The sequence below is a fragment of the Trinickia sp. Y13 genome, from assembly GCF_029522115.1.
Lineage (GTDB): Bacteria > Pseudomonadota > Gammaproteobacteria > Burkholderiales > Burkholderiaceae > Trinickia.
Genome location: NZ_JAKWFK010000003.1, coordinates 446,942 through 463,483 on the forward strand (window position 1 = coordinate 446,942; position 16,542 = coordinate 463,483).

The 16,542-nt window shown below is 62.4% G+C and carries 17 protein-coding genes and 2 tRNA genes; 11 read left to right on the forward strand and 8 right to left on the reverse strand.

Going from position 1 to position 16,542, the window contains the following annotated elements; genetic code table 11:
- Window positions 1-163 precede the first annotated feature (163 nt).
- Window positions 164-364, forward strand: coding sequence for a copper chaperone (locus tag MMB74_RS08205; protein WP_277428102.1), 201 nt, complete (start codon window positions 164-166; stop codon window positions 362-364).
- A gap of 129 nt (window positions 365-493) precedes the next feature.
- Here the strand turns inward: MMB74_RS08205 and MMB74_RS08210 are convergent, their stop codons facing one another.
- Complete coding sequence (locus MMB74_RS08210; RefSeq protein WP_277428103.1) at window positions 494-724, reverse strand: hypothetical protein; 231 nt, start codon at window positions 722-724, stop codon at window positions 494-496.
- Window positions 725-1,025: 301 nt separating this feature from the next.
- Between MMB74_RS08210 and MMB74_RS08215 the strand changes: the two genes are divergently transcribed.
- Both MMB74_RS08215 and MMB74_RS08220 read left to right on the forward strand, forming a co-directional pair.
- Entirely contained in the window at window positions 1,026-1,673 is a 648-nt protein-coding gene (locus MMB74_RS08215; protein ID WP_277428104.1) for a response regulator transcription factor, read from the forward strand.
- A 129-nt stretch (window positions 1,674-1,802) separates the two neighbouring features.
- The gene (locus tag MMB74_RS08220) at window positions 1,803-2,168 is read left to right on the forward strand and encodes a hypothetical protein (protein WP_277428105.1); all 366 of its coding nucleotides are present in this window, start codon (window positions 1,803-1,805) and stop codon (window positions 2,166-2,168) included.
- 60 nt (window positions 2,169-2,228) lie between these two features.
- Here the strand turns inward: MMB74_RS08220 and MMB74_RS08225 are convergent, their stop codons facing one another.
- A complete protein-coding gene (locus MMB74_RS08225) occupies window positions 2,229-3,236 on the reverse strand; it encodes a 2-dehydropantoate 2-reductase (RefSeq protein ID WP_277428106.1) in 1,008 nt (335 codons plus the stop codon).
- 4 nt (window positions 3,237-3,240) lie between these two features.
- On the reverse strand, window positions 3,241-3,972 hold the full coding sequence (locus MMB74_RS08230) for a class II aldolase/adducin family protein (RefSeq protein WP_277428107.1): 732 nt from the start codon (window positions 3,970-3,972) through the stop codon (window positions 3,241-3,243).
- A 318-nt stretch (window positions 3,973-4,290) separates the two neighbouring features.
- On the opposite strand from MMB74_RS08230, the gene MMB74_RS08235 reads away from it, so the two are divergent.
- A tRNA-Leu gene (locus MMB74_RS08235) sits at window positions 4,291-4,377 on the forward strand.
- 146 nt (window positions 4,378-4,523) lie between these two features.
- On the opposite strand, the gene MMB74_RS08240 is transcribed toward MMB74_RS08235, so the two are convergent.
- Together MMB74_RS08240 and MMB74_RS08245 are read right to left on the reverse strand one after the other, a co-directional pair.
- Entirely contained in the window at window positions 4,524-4,973 is a 450-nt protein-coding gene (locus tag MMB74_RS08240; protein WP_277428108.1) for a MarR family transcriptional regulator, read from the reverse strand.
- 127 nt (window positions 4,974-5,100) lie between these two features.
- Entirely contained in the window at window positions 5,101-6,237 is a 1,137-nt protein-coding gene (locus MMB74_RS08245; RefSeq protein WP_277428109.1) for a glycerate kinase, read from the reverse strand.
- A 380-nt stretch (window positions 6,238-6,617) separates the two neighbouring features.
- On the opposite strand from MMB74_RS08245, the gene tig reads away from it, so the two are divergent.
- The 6 genes from tig (at window position 6,618) to MMB74_RS08275 (ending at window position 13,539) form a co-directional block, all read left to right on the forward strand.
- Window positions 6,618-7,964: a trigger factor gene (gene tig / locus MMB74_RS08250; protein WP_277428110.1), complete on the forward strand. Its 1,347-nt coding sequence runs from the start codon at window positions 6,618-6,620 to the stop codon at window positions 7,962-7,964.
- 145 nt (window positions 7,965-8,109) lie between these two features.
- A complete protein-coding gene (gene clpP / locus MMB74_RS08255; protein WP_277428111.1) occupies window positions 8,110-8,763 on the forward strand; it encodes an ATP-dependent Clp endopeptidase proteolytic subunit ClpP in 654 nt (217 codons plus the stop codon).
- Between the two features lie 203 nt (window positions 8,764-8,966).
- The gene (clpX, locus tag MMB74_RS08260) at window positions 8,967-10,238 is read left to right on the forward strand and encodes an ATP-dependent Clp protease ATP-binding subunit ClpX (RefSeq protein ID WP_277428112.1); all 1,272 of its coding nucleotides are present in this window, start codon (window positions 8,967-8,969) and stop codon (window positions 10,236-10,238) included.
- 182 nt (window positions 10,239-10,420) lie between these two features.
- On the forward strand, window positions 10,421-12,838 hold the full coding sequence (gene lon / locus MMB74_RS08265; protein WP_277428113.1) for an endopeptidase La: 2,418 nt from the start codon (window positions 10,421-10,423) through the stop codon (window positions 12,836-12,838).
- A 263-nt stretch (window positions 12,839-13,101) separates the two neighbouring features.
- Window positions 13,102-13,374, forward strand: a complete 273-nt coding sequence (locus tag MMB74_RS08270; protein ID WP_277428114.1) for an HU family DNA-binding protein — start codon at window positions 13,102-13,104, stop codon at window positions 13,372-13,374.
- Window positions 13,375-13,463: 89 nt separating this feature from the next.
- Window positions 13,464-13,539, forward strand: a tRNA-Val gene (locus tag MMB74_RS08275).
- Between the two features lie 99 nt (window positions 13,540-13,638).
- Here the strand turns inward: MMB74_RS08275 and MMB74_RS08280 are convergent.
- Entirely contained in the window at window positions 13,639-14,589 is a 951-nt protein-coding gene (locus MMB74_RS08280) for a LysR family transcriptional regulator (RefSeq protein ID WP_277428115.1), read from the reverse strand.
- A 248-nt stretch (window positions 14,590-14,837) separates the two neighbouring features.
- Here MMB74_RS08280 and MMB74_RS08285 point away from each other — a divergent pair, with 248 nt between their 5' ends.
- The gene (locus MMB74_RS08285; RefSeq protein ID WP_277428116.1) at window positions 14,838-15,164 is read left to right on the forward strand and encodes a DUF4148 domain-containing protein; all 327 of its coding nucleotides are present in this window, start codon (window positions 14,838-14,840) and stop codon (window positions 15,162-15,164) included.
- 175 nt (window positions 15,165-15,339) lie between these two features.
- On the opposite strand, the gene MMB74_RS08290 is transcribed toward MMB74_RS08285, so the two are convergent.
- Together MMB74_RS08290 and MMB74_RS08295 are read right to left on the reverse strand one after the other, a co-directional pair.
- Window positions 15,340-15,765 (reverse strand): organic hydroperoxide resistance protein, encoded by a 426-nt coding sequence (locus MMB74_RS08290; protein WP_277428117.1) that lies wholly within the window; start codon window positions 15,763-15,765, stop codon window positions 15,340-15,342.
- A gap of 208 nt (window positions 15,766-15,973) precedes the next feature.
- Window positions 15,974-16,540: a TetR/AcrR family transcriptional regulator gene (locus tag MMB74_RS08295; protein WP_277428118.1), complete on the reverse strand. Its 567-nt coding sequence runs from the start codon at window positions 16,538-16,540 to the stop codon at window positions 15,974-15,976.
- Between the last annotated feature and the right edge of the window lie 2 nt (window positions 16,541-16,542).

Consider the following 16,542-nt stretch of genomic DNA (forward strand, 5'->3'; position numbering starts at 1 on the left):
GATCAAGGGCGCTGCGCGGCAAAACAGGACAATGGCAGTGAGCACGCGGCAATCGGCCGCTTTTATATATCACAACGTGATATAAAATGACCGCTGTCGGCCGCGTACGCGAGGCGGTCCATGCATGAGGCTGCGCACCTGGCACAGATGCACGGGAGGGGCAATGAGATTCGAAGTATTGGAACTGACGGGCAACGATGATGGTTCGCGCATTGCCGCGGCCGTCGGTAGCGTCGATCCTGAGGCGCACGTGACGCTGGATCCTCGCGCGCGAGCGATCGACGTCGATTCGTGGCTCTATCCGGAGGAGTTCCTCATTGCGCTCTATGAAGCGGGCTACGACGCCCGGATCAAGCGACGCTGACGGCGAGTGCGTTGCGGTCGGCGCATTCATCTACGGGCGCGACCCGACTGCGTTAATCCTTCTGTCGCTCCATGACGGTCGACGCGCTCTCGGTCCGGTAGGCTAGGAAGCCAACTCTATCGCGGCACCTTATCGGGCCGGCATGGCTGGTGACCGTGGAGGCGCGGCGCCTCGCGCTAGCCGCGAGAGCACTTCGGCGCCGCGCGCCGTCACGCGCAGCTCGATCGATTCGCCGATGCGCGCGACGCATTGCACGAGGTCCTGCTCGACCAGTGTTTCCAGTTCGGGACTCGCGGCATGGGCAGCCACAGGCGCATTCACGATGACGAAGAGTTGGGCGAGTTCGTGCGGCGTCAACATCAGGCATGTCTCCGGTTAGCGGCTCGGGCGCCTCGTGCGGCGGCCACTCTTTCAAATAGCCTGCACGGAAGCGTCGAAGCAGTTTCTCCGAAACCGCAGCATCGATCCATCGGTGTGGCGGCCGAATTCATGTCGGCGAATTCCGCGCGGCCGTAGGAATCATTCGAGTTCTCATACCATCCGATCGATCGCGGCGGGTCGCGGGCGAAATGTCGCACCCGCGCCGGAATATCGAGCGTCGGCGCTTGTCAAAAACTAAAATGAGTTTTGACTTTCAACGCTATCGATAGGAACCGTTCAGATGATTCGCGTCTTGCTGGCGGACGATCACGCCGTTATGCGCGAGTGCTTGCTGCACATCCTCATGGAGGCGCAATCGTTCGTGATAACGGGGCAGGCTGCCGACGGCGCATCGACGCTAGCGTTGGTACGCTGCACGCCTGCCGATGTCCTCGTGCTCGATCTGACGATGCCGGCCGGCGGCGGCATCGCGTTGATCGAACGGATTCGCGCAATCAGGCCGCAATTGCGCGTGCTCGTGCTAAGCATGCATACCGAGCCACATGTCATGGAGCGCGCGTTCAAAGCCGGCGCGGCCGGCTATTTGACAAAAGAATGCGCGGGCGCGGATCTGGTGGACGCGATTCGCAAAGTGGCGCAGGGCGAGTTGTACGCCGGACTCGGCGCAGCGGAACGCCAGCCGCGGCGGCTCGCCTCGCTGACCAGGCCAAGGCCGCACGAGGCGCTGACTAGCCGCGAGCGCGAAGTGTTGCAGCACCTTGCGGCCGGCGAATCGAGCCGGCGCATCGCGGACGCGCTCGACCTCACGCCGCAGACGATCAGCACGCACAAGAAAAACATCCTCGAAAAGCTCGCGCTCGCGAACGATGCCGCTTTGGTTCGCTACGCACTGCGTCATGGGTTCGACTGCGAGCCCGACAAGCATTGAGCATCGTGCACGGTGTTTACCCTATCTAAAGTAAAAGGGCCTGACGCCGTAATCCCTTAAGCACTCGCGGTAGACGTGCCGCCGGCACGCGCGCGGCCACGTCTTGCACGCCTTGTCACGCGCCTCACCATGCCTCTCGCCCCTACGCCTATGGAATCGATTGCGACCGATCGGGACACGGCTATCGCCGCGCAAGTGCGCGCCGCGTTGCGCGAGTTGTTTCTCGTGTCGGGTGCCGCCGCACAATTGGGCGCGCACGGTCAGCGGGTTCAAGATGCCCAGTGGCAGGCGCTCGCACGCGCCATGACCCATGCCAGCGCCGTGCTCGGAGCGCGAGATAGGCGCGAGAGCGAGCCGATGGCCTCGTTTCGACGCCTGGCGGGGTTGTGCGATGAACTGCTGGGTCGCCGCGCCCTGGGCCATGTTTGCCCCTCGGCCCTTTGGCGCGACCTTGCCCGCGCCGGGCGCGAAGCCTACGAACAAATCGATGCGTGAGGCGGCGACCATCGACAACTGCGTTCAGATTGTCGCTCGCCGCTCACCCCGATGCCTTGCTCACAAGCCGTTGTTCGCAGCTCGTTGACGCAGCAAGCCGAGCACTGCATCGCAAAACGGCGTGGGCAGTCCAAGCTTGCGGCCTAGCTCTGGGAACACGCCCAAAATTGGATCGACTTCGAGCGGGCGTCGCGCCTCCATGTCTTGAAGCATCGACGTCTTGAACGCGCCGAGTTCGCGCGTAACGGCGACACGCTCCTGCGCCGACATCCCGGTTGACAGCCCGAGACGCTGTCCGATCGCGTCGGCTTCTTCCATCATCCGCAGCGCAAGGGCATGCGTGAGCGGATCGTCGAGGAGACGGTCCGCGGTGGAACCGGTCAACGCGCTGAGCGGATTCATGTTCATGTTGCCCCAGAGCTTCGCCCAGATCTCGGCGCGGATGTTGTCGGCCGCTTCCACGTCGAAGCCGCCTGCCGAGAGCGCCGAAGCGAAGCGGTGGGCCGCGGCCGCGCAGCCGGCGAGCGCGGGGCCGACGATGAGCCGATTGCCGCGTCCCCGCTTGACGACGCCGGGCGCTTCGTTGGCCGCCGATAAATGCACCACGCAGCCTAGCGCGCGAGCGGCGGGCAACACCGCCGAGACGCGGCCGTCCGGATCGACGGCAGCCAGGGGCTCGGCGTCGATCGGCGCGGCCAGTCCGTGCAGAAACCACCACGGCAGCCCATTCATGGCGGAGACCACTACCGTATCGGCTGCGATGAGCGGTTGCAGGGAAGCCACGAGACCGGGCAGCGCTTGGGCCTTCAACGCGAGGACCACGAAGTCTTGCACGCCCAGCGCGGCCGCATCGTCGCTGGCCGCTACGCGCACCGCGTCGACCGAGCCGTCGTGTGCGCGCAGGCGAATGCCATTCTCGCGAATCGCGGCCAAGGTGGCGCCGCGCGCGAGCACCGACACGCGCTGGCCCGCACGGGCGAGCGCCGCGGCGAGCAATCCGCCGATCGCGCCGGCGCCCACTACGGTGGTGCGCATGGGTTGGGCGCCGTGCCCGTCAGGCAGGTTCATCGCATTACTCCTTGTAGGATGAATCGATTTTATCGGCTTGACGCAGTAGAGCGTCGAGCACGTCTTGCCCGGCGCCGTATGCGGGATCGAACTGCAACGCATCGCGCGTGCAGCGCGCCGCGACTTCGGGCGGCACCTGCCGGGAACGGCCGAGCGCCGCTGTCGCCAATTGGATCTCGCAGGCGCGGTTCAGCGTCCATAGCCGCGCGAAGGCCAGAGCAATCGTCGATCCCGCGGCGAGCAGACCATGATTGCGCAAGATCATGAGCCGCTTGCGGCCGAGATTGGCGACGAGCCTCGGCCCTTCGTCCTCGTGCACCGTGATGCCCTCGAAGTCGTGATAAGCGACCATGCCATCGAGTTGCGCCGAATAAAAGTTCGAATTCTCGAGACCCGCCTCGGAGCACGCGACGGCGAGGCCCGCTGTGGTGTGCGTATGCATCACGCAATGCGCGTCGGGCACGGCGCGATGGATCGCCGCATGCACGACGAAGCCAGCGGGATTGACGCGCCCGGCCGACTCGTCGACGACGTTGCCATGGAGATCGATCTTGACGAGATTGGACGCCGTGACCTCGGTGTAATGCAGCCCGAAGGGATTGATGAGGAAATGCGTTTGCGGACCCGGCACGCGCAGCGTGATGTGGTTGTAGATGAGTTCGGTCCACCCGAGCATCGCGAAGACACGGTATGTGCCTGCGAGCTGGACACGTAACGCACGCTCTATCTCGTTCATGCAACCTCCATGGCGCGGCTCGCGCCCGCTATCGCAGGGCAGAATAGTGCAAACTAGTTGTGTGCACAACCAATTTTACGAACCTGCGGCGCAAGACCATGGCTCCCGCGCCGCAGTCGCGAGGATGGCGTCGAACGGGTGGGCGAGGGGGCTGCGGCGAGCGGGGCGCAGCGATCTTCGACTTGTCGACACAACGGCGCGCGAATGAGTTAGAATCTCGCGCTTACGCTTTCGATCGCAAAACGTCGCGCCGTTCCCACGGCGCCGAAAGCGAGCCTGACATCGGAGTGCTGCGCTTGCCGCGCGGGGCGCTTCGGCGCGAGGATGGCGAAATTGGTAGACGCACCAGGTTTAGGTCCTGACGCCAGCAATGGTGTGCGGGTTCGAGTCCCGCTCCTCGCACCAGTAACAAGACGAATGCCCGCTTCTGCGGGCATTCGTCATTCAGGCTCAGGCTGCGAGCGCCGGCACGAGGCGCTTCTACTTTTTGACGAAACGCCGGGCCGGATCCCCTAGCCATCGCGCAGCCCTAACCGGCACGGGAAGAGGCCCTAGCCATCGGCTTGCGTCCGCGCGATGACCTTGTCGAGCACTCGCCCGAGCGTCTCCCGCTCCGACTCGCTCAAGCAACTGAACAGATCGGCATTCCACTTGCGCGCGATAGGCATCACTTTGCGAAACAACGCGCGGCCTTCCTGCGTGAGCGAGATCAATACCACGCGGCCGTCGTCGATGCTTGCCTCGCGTTGGACGAGCCCACGTTTGATGAGCGCCTCCGCTGCCCGGCTGGCTTGGCTCTTGTCCAGGTTGGCATGCTTGGCCAAGTCCATGATCGAAAACGGGCCGAACGAGCCCACCGATGCGATGACGCGCGCCTCCGGCAGCGTAATGTCGAGCTTGGTTTGATAACGCTCGCTGATCCCGCGGTCCGACAGCTTGTTCAACACATGCATGCGGTAAGTCAAGAATTGCTCTAGCCCGGCTTTGGCTGCAGCCTTCATGGGGTCGTCGATCCTATCGAAAAAGGGGCGGGTGAAAAACTATTCGGACGATTGTTGCCGCATCCTGCGCGGCGGTCAACGCGGCATTTCACGGCGTTCGCGCATGCATGCAGGCACCGCGTATTCTTCATTCGCCGAATTTCAACTGCGCCAATTGCTGCGCTTCGTTGGCGAGCAAGCGCGCCGCATCGCGAATCGCCGCATCGAGCGCGATAGGTCCGGGGGCGGGCGAGAAACATCCGGCGAAATGCTCGGAGAGGCGCGCGAGCGCGTTCGGATCGATGCCGCCCGAGAGCAGGGTGGCCGGCACGCCCGCCGCGCGCGCGTGCCGGCAAGCGATGAAGGGCGCTTTGCCGTGCAGCGTTTGGGCGTCGGAGCGGCCTTCGCCGGTGATCAGCCAGTCGGCGTCCTCGAGCGCGGTGTCCAGGCCCACTTGCGCCGCCACGACTTCCGCGCCGGGCTCGAACCGGGCACCGAGCAAATGCAGCGCGAAGCCGAGCCCGCCGGCCGCCCCAGCCCCGGGCAGATCGCGGGCGCGGCGGCCGAGCGCCGCTTCGGCCAGCTCGGCGAAATGAGCGAGGATCGCGTCGAGTGCATCGATGCGATCGGCCTTCACGCCTTTTTGCGGACCGAAGACGGCCGTCGCGCCGTGTTCGCCCGTCAGCGGGTTGTCGACGTCGGACATGGCGACGAACGAGGCCTGCGCGAGCCGCGCGTCGAGCCCCGACGCATCCACGCGAGCAAGCGCCGCGAGTGCGCGCGGCGTCGGCTCGAGTTCGCGCCCCTCGGCGTCCAAGAGCTTCATGCCGAGGCCGACGAGCAGCCCCGCGCCGCCATCGTTCGTGCTGCTGCCCCCGAGCGCGACGAAGAAGCGCCGCGCACCGGCATCGAGCAGCAGGGCAATCGCTTCACCCATGCCGCGCGTGCTGCGCGCTTCGACGTCCGTCTGCATCGCAATGGCATCGGTGATGCCGACGACCTCGGCCGTCTCCACGATTGCGCTGCCATCGGCCAACAAACCCGCGGCGGCCTCGCGCTCGACCTGCGACGCGCCATGCACGCGCAGCAGGCGCCGCTCGCCGCCTTGCCCGAGCATTGCGTCGAGCGTGCCTTCGCCACCGTCGGCCATGGGGCACAGGCGTAGCTGGGCGCCCGGCAGTGCGCGCTTGACGCCTTGCGCGATGGCCTGCGCCACTTCCTGCGCGCTCAGCGAGCCTTTGAACGAATCCGGGGCGATGACGACGATGGGTGCGCTGCGCGGCATGATGTCTCCGAAAATGAGCCGGCGCCGCGGTGTTGCCGGGGCGCTCGATATTAGAGGTTTGATTCGGTGCGAGCTTATCAGTCCTAGCGCCTCGCCGGATATACCCGGCGGCATGGCAGGCATCGGGCGCGCCTCGCTCATGCGCGACGCGGGCGCCCCGAACGCCTCCTTCGGCCTTCGTGCACGCATGCAATGCCAAATCGGGGGCCACCGATCAATAGTTTGCTAGAATATTCGATTCTTCCGATCCAACCGTGCCGCTGGCGGTCAGCCTCAGGCAGCTTCCGGCGGTGATTGCGGCGCTTTTTTGGGCGAAGCGCAACACGTGGGCACGGCGAAAGATACCCGATTCGCTTGAACAATTTAGGACGATTGAAGCCATGGCTAACGTTGTTGAGAACCTCGGCAAGCTTGAACGCCGTGTGACGATTTCCCTGCCGAAAGACACCGTGCAGAAGGAGATCGATTCGCGCATCCGCCAACTCGCGAAGAACGTCCGCATGCCGGGCTTCCGCCCGGGCAAGGTGCCGCTGAAGATGGTGACCCAGCAGTACGCGGGGCAGGTCGAAGCCGAGGTGCTGAGCGACAAGGTGGGCAAGCAGTTCTTCGACATCAGCCGCGCGGAAAATCTGCGCGTCGCCGGCCAGCCGAGCTTCAGCCCGAAGGAAGGCGCCGCGGATGATGCCTACGCGTTCGACGCCACGTTCGAGGTGTACCCCGAAGTCAAGCTCGGCGATTTGTCGAACGCCGAAGTCGAGCGCGCGGTGACGCAAATCACTGAAGCCGAAGTCGATCGCACGCTGGACATCCTGCGCAAGCAGCGCGTGCATTACCACGCGCGCGGCGAGGCCGGCGAGCATGGCGACGGCGGCGCGGATACCGCGGCCAAGAGCGGCGACCGCGTCACGGTCGATTTCGTCGGCAAGCTCGACGGCGTGGCATTCGAAGGCGGTACCGCAGAAGATTTCGTCTTCGTGCTGGGCGAAGGCCGCATGCTGCCCGAATTCGAGCAAGCCGCAACCGGTTTGTCGCTCGGCCAAGCGCGCGAATTCGACCTGAAGTTCCCCGAGGACTATCACGGCAAGGACGTCGCAGGTAAGACGGCGCAGTTCACGATCACGATGAAGAAGATCGAATGGCCGCATCTGCCGGAAGTCGATGCCGAGTTCGCGAAGTCGCTCGGCGTGGCCGACGGCGATCTGGATAAAATGCGCGCAGAGATCAAGGAAAACCTCGAGCGGGAGGCCAAGCGCCGCACGCAATCGCTGGTGAAGAACCAAGTGATGGATGCGCTGCTCAAGGTGGCCGAGCTCGAGGTGCCGAACGCGCTGATCGAGCAAGACCAACAGCGTCTGGTCGAAATGGCGCGCCAAGATCTCATGCAACGCGGTGTGCCCAATGCGCAGAACGCGCCGATCCCGGCCGAAATGTTCAAGGAACAAGCCGAGCGTCGCGTGAAGCTGGGCCTCGTGTTGGCCGAGCTCGTGAAGGAAAACGGCCTCGAAGCGAAGCCCGAGCAAATCCGCGCGGAAGTCGAGGAATTCGCGAAAAGCTACGAAGACCCGAAGGAAGTGATCCGCTGGTATTATTCGAACAAGCAACGCCTGTCCGAAATGGAAGCGTACGTCGTTGAAAGCAACGTCGTCGAATTCGTTCTCGGCAAGGCGAAGGTGACGGACAAGGAAGTTAGCTTCGAAGCATTGGCGGGCGCCTCGGCGCAAGCGTAAGGCATCGCCAAAGCGGCGTGCAGGCTGTCGGAGTGACGGCCTCACGCCGTTTTTCATGCCGCGATGGTTCGATGATGCATTGCGGCAGTGCGCGCGGTCCGTCTTCCCGCTGTTTCAAGACCCATTCCGAACAAGGACCCTTTGCATGATCTCTCGCGCTCAACTGTTGGACACGTTGGCTTCGAATGCGCCGCGCGATTTCGAGGCGCAGGCGCTGGGGCTCGTTCCGATCGTCGTCGAAACGAGCGGCCGTGGCGAGCGTTCGTACGACATCTACTCGCGCCTGTTGAAAGAGCGCGTGGTGTTCATGGTCGGCGAAGTCAACGACCAAACGGCCAACCTCGTCGTGGCTCAGTTGCTGTTTCTAGAGAGCGAGAATCCCGACAAGGACATCAGCCTCTATATCAACAGCCCCGGCGGCTCGGTTTCGGCCGGGATGGCGATCTACGATACGATGCAGTTCATCAAGCCGGACGTCTCGACGCTTTGCATGGGGCTCGCGGCCAGCATGGGCGCGTTCCTGCTCGCGGCGGGTGCGAAGGAGAAACGTTTCGCGCTGCCGAACGCGCGGGTGATGATTCACCAGCCGCTCGGCGGGGCGCGCGGCCAAGCGTCAGATATCGAGATTCAAGCCCGCGAGATTCTCTACCTGAAAGAACGGCTCAATCAACTGCTCGCGCACCATACGGGGCAGCCGGTCGAGCGCATCTCGCGCGATACCGATCGCGACAATTTCATGTCGGGCGAGGACGCGCGGGCGTACGGCCTCATCGATCAGGTCCTACAAAAGCGCCCATAAGCATCGGCGGTAGTCGGCATCTTCCCGCACATGTGGGACGGACGGCTCAAGCGATGTCAGAAATGGTCGATAATAGTTCTGGGCGCCGACGCCGGGGACGCTGATGCGTTTCCCGTACGCCGGCCGGCCGATTTGATCCGATCCTGCATTAGGGGCGGCGATCGGCGTGCCTGTCATTCGAGTGTCCGGAGGCTCGTATATCCATGGCGGACAAGAAAGGTTCTAACAGCGAAAAGCTGCTGTATTGCTCGTTTTGCGGTAAAAGCCAGCATGAGGTGAAAAAACTCATCGCAGGCCCGTCCGTGTTCATCTGCGATGAATGCATCGACCTGTGCAACGAGATCATTCGCGACGAGGCCGCGGGAGCCGGCGCGGATTCAGGCTTGTCCAAATCCGACTTGCCGAGCCCGCAAGAAATTCGCGACATCCTCGATCAATACGTGATCGGGCAGGAACGCGCGAAGAAGATTCTGGCCGTAGCGGTGTACAACCACTACAAGCGGCTCAAGCATCTCGACAAGAAAGACGAAGTCGAGCTCTCCAAGAGCAATATTCTGCTGATCGGGCCCACCGGATCGGGCAAGACATTGCTCGCGCAGACGCTGGCGCGTCTTTTGAACGTCCCGTTCGTGATCGCCGACGCCACCACGCTGACGGAAGCCGGCTACGTGGGCGAGGACGTCGAGAACATCATTCAAAAGCTGCTGCAAAACTGCAACTACGAAGTCGAGAAGGCGCAGCGCGGTATCGTTTATATCGACGAAATCGACAAGATCAGCCGCAAGTCGGACAATCCGTCGATCACGCGCGACGTCTCGGGCGAGGGCGTGCAACAGGCGCTGCTCAAGCTCGTCGAGGGCACGATGGCGTCCGTGCCGCCGCAAGGCGGGCGTAAGCATCCGAACCAGGACTTCATCCAGGTCGACACGACGAACATCTTGTTCATCTGCGGCGGGGCGTTCGATGGCCTCGAGAAGGTCATCACCGATCGCACCGAAAAGACGGGCATCGGCTTCGGCGCGAGCGTCAAGAGCAAGCAAGAGCGCGATGCGGGCGAAGTGCTGCGCGAAGTCGAGCCGGAGGATTTGATCAAATTCGGGTTGATCCCCGAATTGATCGGACGTTTGCCCGTGGTCGCAACGCTCGGCAAGCTGGACGAAGTGGCGCTGATGAAAATCCTGGTCGAGCCCAAGAACGCGCTCGTCAAGCAGTACAACAAGCTCTTTGCGATGGAGCGCGTCGAGCTCGAGATCCGTCCGGATGCGCTGCAGGCCGTGGCGCGCAAGGCGATTCGCCGTAAGACGGGCGCGCGGGGCCTGCGTTCGATTTTGGAACAGGCATTGCTCGACGTCATGTACGAACTGCCGGCGATGAAAGGGGTCAGCAAGGTCATCATCGACGATAACGTCATCGATGGCGACGGCAAGCCCCTGCTCATCTACGAAGAAGCGCCCAAGGTCGCGGGCTCGAATTGACTAATCCTAAAGCTTTCGCAGGAATGGCCGTTCATGGAGACGTGAACGGCTTTTTTCGTTTATCTTGTGGGTAACACTGACCGCTTCTCAATTCACTGAACTTTTCCCACACGCGTAGGCTTGCAATCCGTACTGCGGGCCTCAACTACCGAACGAACTGATTCCATCCATGGGGAAATGAAATGTCAGGAACCCAACTCCTTCCTCAAGAGCGCATCACGCTCCCGCTGCTGCCGTTGCGAGATGTAGTCGTCTTCCCGCATATGGTTATCCCGCTGTTCGTGGGGCGGCCCAAATCGATCAAGGCGCTCGAAGTCGCGATGGAGGGCGGCAAGCACATCATGCTTGTCGCGCAAAAGACCGCGGCCAAGGACGAGCCGACCGAAAAAGACATGTATGAAGTGGGGTGTATCGCCAACATCCTGCAAATGTTGAAACTGCCCGATGGCACCGTGAAAGTGCTCGTCGAGGGGTTGCAGCGTGCCAAGACGCTCTCGATCGAAGAGCAGGAAACGCAATTTTCCTGCGAAGTCATGCCGCTCGAGCCCGATCACGCCGACAGCGCCGAGACCGAGGCGCTGCGCCGCGCTATCGTGTCGCAGTTCGACCAATACGTGAAGTTGAACAAGAAGATCCCGCCCGAAATTTTGACGTCGCTCGCGGGCATCGATGAAGCGGGGCGCCTGGCCGATACGATCGCCGCGCACTTACCGCTCAAGCTCGATCAGAAGCAGCACATTCTCGAGATGTTCCCGGTTGTGGAACGGCTCGAGCACCTGCTTGCGCAGCTCGAGGCCGAGATCGACATCCTCCAAGTCGAAAAGCGCATCCGCGGCCGCGTGAAGCGCCAAATGGAGAAGAGCCAACGCGAGTACTACCTGAACGAGCAAGTCAAGGCGATTCAGAAAGAACTGGGCGAAGGCGAAGAGGGTGCGGACCTCGAAGAGCTCGAGAAGCGCATCGAAGCCGCGCGTATGCCGAAAGAGGCCAAGAAGAAGGCCGATTCCGAGCTCAAGAAGCTCAAGCTGATGTCGCCGATGTCGGCCGAAGCCACTGTCGTGCGCAACTACATCGACACGCTCATCGCGTTGCCGTGGCGCAAGAAGAGCAAGGTCAACAACGACCTCTCGAATGCCGAGCGCGTGCTCGACGAAGACCACTTCGGCCTCGAGAAAGTGAAGGAACGCATTCTCGAGTACCTCGCCGTGCAACAACGCGTGGACAAGGTGAAGGCGCCGATTCTTTGCCTCGTTGGGCCTCCGGGCGTCGGTAAGACCTCGCTCGGCCAGTCGATCGCACGTGCGACGAACCGCAAGTTCGTGCGCATGGCGTTGGGCGGCGTGCGCGACGAAGCCGAGATCCGCGGCCACCGCCGCACGTACATCGGCTCGATGCCGGGCAAGATCTTGCAGAGCCTCACGAAGGTCGGCGTGCGCAATCCGCTGTTCTTGCTCGATGAAGTCGACAAGATGGGCATGGATTTCCGCGGCGATCCGTCCTCGGCGCTGCTCGAAGTGCTCGATCCCGAGCAGAACCATACGTTCGCCGATCACTACGTCGAGGTCGATTTCGACCTGTCGGACGTGATGTTCGTCGCCACGTCGAACTCGCTGAACATCCCGCCGCCGCTGCTCGACCGGATGGAAGTGATCCGCTTGTCGGGCTACACGGAAGACGAGAAGGTCAGCATTTCGCAACGTTACCTTCTGCCGAAGCAGAAGAAGAACAACGGGCTGCGCGAAGGCGAGGTCGAAGTGACCGAGGCCGCGATCCGCGACATCATTCGCTACTACACGCGTGAGGCGGGCGTGCGTTCGCTCGAGCGCGAAGTGTCGAAGATCTGCCGCAAGGTCGTGAAGATGCTGTTGCTGAAGAAGGCGGAAGGCGCGATCAAGGTCGACAGCGGCAACCTCGACACCTTCCTTGGCGTGCGCAAGTACGACTTCGGCCTGGCAGCGAAGGAAAACCAGATCGGTCAGGTCACGGGCCTCGCTTGGACGGAAGTCGGCGGCGATTTGCTGACGATCGAAGCGGCGGTGATGCCTGGCAAGGGCAATGTCATCCGCACGGGATCGCTCGGCGACGTCATGAAGGAGTCGGTCGAAGCGGCGCGGTCGGTGGTGCGCTCGCGTTCGCGGCGTCTGGGCATCAAGGATGAAGCGTTCGAGAAGCAGGACATTCACATCCACGTGCCCGAAGGCGCGACGCCGAAGGATGGTCCGTCCGCCGGTATCGCGATGACGACGGCGCTCGTCTCGGTGCTCACGGGTATCCCCGTGCGTGCGAATGTGGCGATGACGGGCGAGATCACGCTGCGCGGCGAAGTGCTGCCGATCGGCGGGCTCAAGGAAAAGCTGCTGGCGGCGCATCGCGGGGGCATCAAGCTCGTTCTGATCCCCGAGGAGAACGTCAAGGATTTGGCGGATATCCCCGATAACGTGAAGAATGCGATCGAGATCGTGCCGGTGCGCTGGATCGACAAGGTGCTCGAGCTCGCTTTGGAACGCGTGCCTGAGCCGTTGGTCGAGGAAGAAGTGAAGGCCGCGCCCGTGGCCGACGCAACCAAGGATGCGGCAGCGACGGAAGTCGTTAAGCACTGACCCGGCGCCGTTCAGGCGACTAACGGGTAAAACCGCGACGGCGTGACAAACGCCGGTCGCGGTTTTTTTATGCCCGCGCGCTATGCACCGATTCGCACGTTCGCACTTGGAAGCCGTTGCGCAGCCCAGGGTAGATCAGGCGCAACCCTTGTTGACACGGCAGTTTCGGCCACTTTTAATGGGCCGGCGCAGTATGGCTGCGCTTCTTTCGCGCGCTTCGGAGCGCGCTCGCGATTGTCCAACATTCATCATCGGGGATTCGGATGAACAAGACGGAACTGATCGACCACATTGCACAGCAAGCGGATCTATCCAAGGCGGCGGCCGGGCGCGCGCTCGATGCTGTCATCGGCGGCGTCAAAGGCGCGCTGAAAAAGGGCAGCACGGTGACGCTCGTCGGCTTCGGCACGTTTGCCGTCGGCAAGCGCACCGCACGCACGGGCCGCAACCCGCGCACGGGCGCAGCGATCAAGATCAAGGCCGCGAAGGTGCCGAAATTTAAGCCTGGCAAAGCTCTGAAAGATGCGCTAAACTAGCGGGCTTGCTGGTTGCGAATGTTCACGTTCGTGGAACACAGCGAAAAGCAAGAAGCGCAACAAAGCAAGCAGCAAAAGGCTTCGCGAACGGGTGCTTAGCTCAGTTGGTAGAGCGGCGCCCTTACAAGGCGTAGGTCGGGAGTTCGAGCCTCTCAGCACCCACCATCGTTCGCGAGCGGCATCGGCCCACATCGGCAGCCGTAGCCACCGCCCAAGACCCGCATCACCGAAAGGTTTGCGGGTTTTTTGTTGCCGCGTGCGCCGCTACGCGGCTTTCGCGGCATTCACGCTCAGCGCTGCCCCGGCGGCAGTCTGCATCAACGGCTCGTTAGCAAAGAGCGTCTGCACCCAATCGGCGAACACACGCACTTTGCGCGGCAAGTGGCGGTTGCGCGCGTACATGATGGAAATCGCCCGGGGCGGCGAGCAATAGCCGGTCAACACTTCTTTCAGTTCGCCGCTCTCGAGATATCGAGCGATCGGGAAAATCGCCGTCTTGAGCAATCCCAGGCCGTGCAGGCCACATGACACATAGGCGTCGACGTCGTTGACCGCGATCATGCCGCGGATATCGACCGTTTCGACGCGGCCGTCCACCACGTAGTCCCAACTGCGCACGCGCCCGGTATTGCTCGATACGTAATTGACGCCGATGTGCTCGCGCAAGTCGTCGATCGTCTTCGGCTCGCCGTATTTGTCGAGGTAAGCCGGCGAAGCGCACGTCACGCGCCGCATGTTGCCCAGGCGCCGTGCGACGAGCCCCGAATCTTCGAGTTCGCCGGTGCGAATCACGCAATCGACGCCTTCTTCGACGATATCGACTTGGCGATCGCTCAATCCCATCTCGATCTCGATATCGGGGTATCGCTCGAAAAACTCAGGCAGGGCAGGAATGATGACGAGTTTGGCGACGAGCGCCGGCAGGTTCACTTTGAGCCGCCCCTTCGGGTTGAGCTTGGCGTGGGTGAGCTCCGCTTCCATCTCGTCGACTTCGGCCAGCACGCGAACGCAGCGCTGGTAGTAAGCCTCGCCGTCGTCCGTCACGCTGATGCTGCGCGTCGTCCGGTTGAGCAAGCGCGCCCCGAGATGCGCCTCGAGCGCCTGGACGATCCGCGACACCTGCGGCGCCGCCATATGCAGCGATTCGGCGGCCTTCACGAAACTGTGCGATTCGACGACCCGCGCGAATACCTTCATTGCAACGAAGCGGTCCATAGGACGCCTCCTCCGTATCGTTCTCTTTTCGAATGGTCACTGCTGCTTCATTGTCGAACATCTTGCGCCGCGGCGCTTCGGGACCGCGCAAACTGGACGCTAACGGCGGGCCAGGATTGTTATCCCACACGCACCAATGAATTCCGAATTCCCATATTTATCCGGGAAGACCCTGAGCCTACACTGCCTTCACCTGCTGCACACAACCGTGTCGCAGCCCCTTAAAAAAGTATTCGGAGGTAGTCATCATGAACGCATTCATCAAGCAAATCGCAGTTGCCGTCGCCCTCGTGGCCCCCGTGGCCGCTTTCGCTCAATCGAACCAACCGCTCACGCGCGACCAAGTGCGCGCCGATCTGGTGCGTCTCGAGCAAGCCGGCTACAACCCGCGCGATTGGCAACACTACCCGGAAAACATCCAAGCCGCTCAGCAACGCGTCAACGCGCAGCAAGGCGTCGCGCAAGCCGATACGAGCGGCTATGGGCCCAGCGTGGAGGGTGCCTCGCAAGCAGGCAGCCGCACCAACGATGGCGCCGTCAGCACGTACTCGCCGCCCGTTTATCAGCACAACTAACGATCGATTACGGCGCAGCGGACGGTTCGGCGATTCTCCTCGGCGGATCGCCGAACCGCTGTGGTGTTCGCATTGCCATGCGACGCCGATCTTCTCCGAGCCGCTGGGGTTCCCGGTGGTGTTTGCCCAGGCCGGTGAAGCCTGGGTTTTTTTCTTGATGCTTTGAAGCGCGGGCTCAGACGAGGGTGAGCGTCACGTCGATGTTATTGCGCGTCGCATTCGAATACGGGCAGACGACGTGTGCCTTTTCGATCAGCGCTTGGGCCGCGGCGCGGTCCATGCCCGGCAGCGAGATCTTCAATTCGACTTCGATGCCGAAGCCATTCGGAAGCTGGCCGATACCGACGCTACCGTCGATTGCCACGTCCTGCGGCAAAGCGATCTTGTCGCGCGCCGCGACGAACTTCATTGCCCCGATGAAACACGCGCTGTAGCCGGCCGCGAACAGTTGCTCGGGATTCGCGCCGTCGCCGCCCGCGCCGCCCAGTTCTCGCGGCGTCGTCAAACGCAGGTCCAGGCCGCTGTCGGGAACGACTGCGCGTCCGTCGCGGCCGCCCGTTGCGCGAGCATGGGCACGATAGAGAACTTTTTCGATCGACATGGTGTAGCTCCTCTCAATGAATGAAGGTGGGGTGTGCTCGGCCTGCGCTCGTAAAAGATAGGCCATCCGCAAAACCCTACTGCACAGTGGGTACTTCTCCCGTTGCGGGTCGCAACGATTCAATAATCTATCTACCAGAAGATAGATAAATCAACCCTAAAACGGGGCGCTGTCTTGCGCCCCTTGCTTCCATACTGCCTGCTAATGCTTACTTCGACAACTTGAACGACGCTTGCACTTCTGCGAGCCGGCTCTTGGTGCGGAACAGCCGACTTGCCAACCCTGCGCCCTGCAATGCCGCGAAGAAGGCCCGCGCCGCCTGATCGGGCTTGGCGCTCGATGCGAGCGTGCCGTCGCGCATGCCTTCGGCGAAGACATCGGTGAGCCAGGCCTCGTTCGCCCTGAAAAAACCTTGCACCGCTACGCGGACCGGCTCGGGCAACGTTTCGATGTCCGAGGCGAGCATGCCGCACAGACAAATATGATCGCCATCGCCGAGCGTGCGGCCGAACATCTTCGCGAACTTGGCGAGCTTTGCCTCGGCCGGCAGGGCAACGTCGATCGTTCGAACCGCGCGTTGCACTTCCTGCGTATAGGCATGAACGGCTTCGAGCACCAAATCGTCTTTCGACGGGAAGTAGTAATGGATGCTCGACGTTTTCACGCCGACGAGCTCGGACAAATCGCGGTAGCTGAAGCCGTTGTAACCGCGCAGCATCATGAGCGTGATCGCATGATCGAGGATCTGTTCGCGTACCGGCTTCGTCGTTTCCATGC

What these genes read in the sequence shown, in the direction of transcription:
- MMB74_RS08230 (WP_277428107.1), bottom strand. Translation starts at nt 3,972, where the DNA reads ATGAACGAGATAGAGCGTGCGTTACGTGTCCAGCTCGCAGGCACATAC.
- MMB74_RS08225 (WP_277428106.1), bottom strand. Translation starts at nt 3,236, where the DNA reads ATGAACCTGCCTGACGGGCACGGCGCCCAACCCATGCGCACCACCGTA.
- MMB74_RS08290 (WP_277428117.1), bottom strand. Translation starts at nt 15,765, where the DNA reads ATGTCGATCGAAAAAGTTCTCTATCGTGCCCATGCTCGCGCAACGGGC.
- lon (WP_277428113.1), top strand. Translation starts at nt 10,421, where the DNA reads ATGTCAGGAACCCAACTCCTTCCTCAAGAGCGCATCACGCTCCCGCTG.
- tig (WP_277428110.1), top strand. Translation starts at nt 6,618, where the DNA reads ATGGCTAACGTTGTTGAGAACCTCGGCAAGCTTGAACGCCGTGTGACG.
- MMB74_RS08295 (WP_277428118.1), bottom strand. Translation starts at nt 16,540, where the DNA reads ATGGAAACGACGAAGCCGGTACGCGAACAGATCCTCGATCATGCGATC.
- MMB74_RS08215 (WP_277428104.1), top strand. Translation starts at nt 1,026, where the DNA reads ATGATTCGCGTCTTGCTGGCGGACGATCACGCCGTTATGCGCGAGTGC.
- MMB74_RS08240 (WP_277428108.1), bottom strand. Translation starts at nt 4,973, where the DNA reads ATGAAGGCTGCAGCCAAAGCCGGGCTAGAGCAATTCTTGACTTACCGC.
- MMB74_RS08245 (WP_277428109.1), bottom strand. Translation starts at nt 6,237, where the DNA reads ATGCCGCGCAGCGCACCCATCGTCGTCATCGCCCCGGATTCGTTCAAA.
- clpX (WP_277428112.1), top strand. Translation starts at nt 8,967, where the DNA reads ATGGCGGACAAGAAAGGTTCTAACAGCGAAAAGCTGCTGTATTGCTCG.
- clpP (WP_277428111.1), top strand. Translation starts at nt 8,110, where the DNA reads ATGATCTCTCGCGCTCAACTGTTGGACACGTTGGCTTCGAATGCGCCG.
- MMB74_RS08270 (WP_277428114.1), top strand. Translation starts at nt 13,102, where the DNA reads ATGAACAAGACGGAACTGATCGACCACATTGCACAGCAAGCGGATCTA.
- MMB74_RS08205 (WP_277428102.1), top strand. Translation starts at nt 164, where the DNA reads ATGAGATTCGAAGTATTGGAACTGACGGGCAACGATGATGGTTCGCGC.
- MMB74_RS08280 (WP_277428115.1), bottom strand. Translation starts at nt 14,589, where the DNA reads ATGGACCGCTTCGTTGCAATGAAGGTATTCGCGCGGGTCGTCGAATCG.
- MMB74_RS08210 (WP_277428103.1), bottom strand. Translation starts at nt 724, where the DNA reads ATGTTGACGCCGCACGAACTCGCCCAACTCTTCGTCATCGTGAATGCG.
- MMB74_RS08220 (WP_277428105.1), top strand. Translation starts at nt 1,803, where the DNA reads ATGCCTCTCGCCCCTACGCCTATGGAATCGATTGCGACCGATCGGGAC.
- MMB74_RS08285 (WP_277428116.1), top strand. Translation starts at nt 14,838, where the DNA reads ATGAACGCATTCATCAAGCAAATCGCAGTTGCCGTCGCCCTCGTGGCC.